This is a genomic window from Bacillota bacterium, assembly GCA_024655925.1.
In the GTDB taxonomy this organism is placed as follows: domain Bacteria; phylum Bacillota; class DTU025; order DTU025; family JANLFS01; genus JANLFS01.
Genome location: JANLFS010000161.1, coordinates 1 through 1,915, shown reverse-complemented (window position 1 = coordinate 1,915; position 1,915 = coordinate 1). Strand labels below are relative to the sequence as shown.

Sequence of the window (1,915 nt, the reverse complement as noted above, 5' to 3'; positions counted from 1 at the left end):
TGATCCCGTTTTTGTCGTTAGCGTACGTGAAGCGCGAGGTGTCTCAGCGAATCTTCGTGATATAGCGTGCAAAAGCACACCGAGCCTTGGAATGATGAGGTTGAGCTCTCGTAAGTTATCGGCGCCAAAACCTCCACAATCCGCAGGACACTCCCGGAGGACGTCGAAAACCGGTATCAGACGTGGATAGGAGGGGCGTGGCATGCGGATTGGAGACGTCAAGGGTCTGCTCGTTGTAACACTCATCCTTGATGAGAAGGATGTCCAGGAACTGTCCAGTCTTCCAGACCACGAGGTGGTGAATCGGGCGCGAGGCGTGCTGACCCAGGTGGTGCCTCCAAATTACATAAAGGACATACTTGTAGGGCACGAGGGAGACACCATGCACGTGGCTGTCAGCATCTGAGACTGCATGCAGGATTCAGCATTTCTGCGGCTAACTTAGTCACAGCTGGACCTGGCTCTGAGCGGCTGGGATTCGAAGGGGGCCTGTGGCTTTGGGGAGCAAAGGATCTGGCCGGCGCCTAGCCGACACCATCATCTATGCTGCATGGAACGGTGTCGGCGTTTCGACGTCTCGCGTGGATGTGCCCCACGGAGCTCGAGTCATCTGCGCAGATGCCGGGGTGGAGGCCTGCCTCGCCCTCGGCCTAGTCCCGGATATCATTGTTGGAGACATGGACTCAGTGAGCACGGATGTCCTTGTCCGGGCAGAGGCTCTCGGAGCAAAGGTGGTCCGCTTCCCTGCGCACAAGGATGAGACCGACCTGGAGCTCGCCCTCTTGGAGGCGGCTCGCCTGGAGGCCCGTGTAGTGGACATCCACGGTGCCGTGGGGGGCCGGATCGATCACACTATGGCCAACATGGACCTGGGATTCCGGTTCACCCGCCTTGGTCTCGATATACGAGTCTGTGGTGACTGGGGTGAGGCACTGTTTCTTTCGGGGCAGGTTCGGTGTGTTGAGCTTGTCGGGAATCCAGGAGACACGGTCTCACTCATGCCCTGGACAGAAAGGGCGTCGGGCGTATGCACCTGGGGCCTGGAGTATCCCCTCAACGAAGAGGACCTTCGCCGCGGGTACACGAGAGGGGTGTCAAACCGGATGATTGGGGAAGCGGCAGGCGTCAGTGTGCGTGTGGGAGACCTCCTGGTGATACACCTGGCATGAGGCTTCAGTCCTGAAATACTGTGTTAGAACAGGAAGCACATGGCAGGCCAGGACTTCAGGGGTTACTGAGATCCGGCCTGCCACATGTCGCGCTTCGTTGGCCGAGTGGGAGGATCTAGCCAAGCTGGGGACCATGGTCCGGGTCTGACGCTCCGTTCAACGCTGGTCGCCGGTTGCTAGAAGAAGATCCACCAGAGGATCCACCAGACGATAATCAGGGCAATGATTAGCGCGATCAACCACAGCCATCCTGGCCAGGGCCAGAGCCACTGCTTCTCGACCTCTGCCATTTCCTTTTCACCCCCCTTAGAGGACCTGAGTCCTAGGTGCTAGATGGCGGCGGTTAGCACCACCACAGCCAGAAGAGCCACCAGAGGATAAGGATGACGATGACCACGCAGAGGAGCCACCACCACCACCAGGGCCACAGGAACTGCTGCTTTTCGACCTCTGCCATCGCGTTTTCACCTCCTTGGAGGGCGTTAACCACCCGGTCCATGTTATGTCGACGCCCGGCGGGGTGTTTAGTGCTGGAGGCCCAAGATGGTGTGCCAAATGGCACGCAGGCCGAAAGGCACACGCCGGACAGCGCGGCACGAGACGCGAGACTCTGCTCCGAACGGCCGTTCAGATCAGAGCTGTTCGGGCAGTCTGACCCTGGCCAGAGAGGCCTGGTCTGACAACAGAGGCCTGTATGAGTAAAGTTTCAGTAGGTACAGAGATCTTTCTGTGCCCTAAAACGGAAG

2 protein-coding genes are annotated in these 1,915 nt (G+C 58.7%); both read left to right on the top strand.

Features of this window, described 5'->3' with window-relative positions:
* Positions 1-202: 202 nt before the first annotated feature.
* Positions 203-406 (top strand): hypothetical protein, encoded by a 204-nt coding sequence (locus tag NUW23_15295; GenBank protein ID MCR4427523.1) that lies wholly within the window; start codon positions 203-205, stop codon positions 404-406.
* Positions 407-497: 91 nt separating this feature from the next.
* On the top strand, positions 498-1,169 hold the full coding sequence (locus NUW23_15290) for a thiamine diphosphokinase (GenBank protein MCR4427522.1): 672 nt from the start codon (positions 498-500) through the stop codon (positions 1,167-1,169).
* Positions 1,170-1,915 lie beyond the last annotated feature (746 nt).

Coding starts and splice junctions, on each gene's coding strand:
- NUW23_15295 (MCR4427523.1), top strand. CDS start 203: ATGCGGATTGGAGACGTCAAGGGTCTGCTCGTTGTAACACTCATCCTT.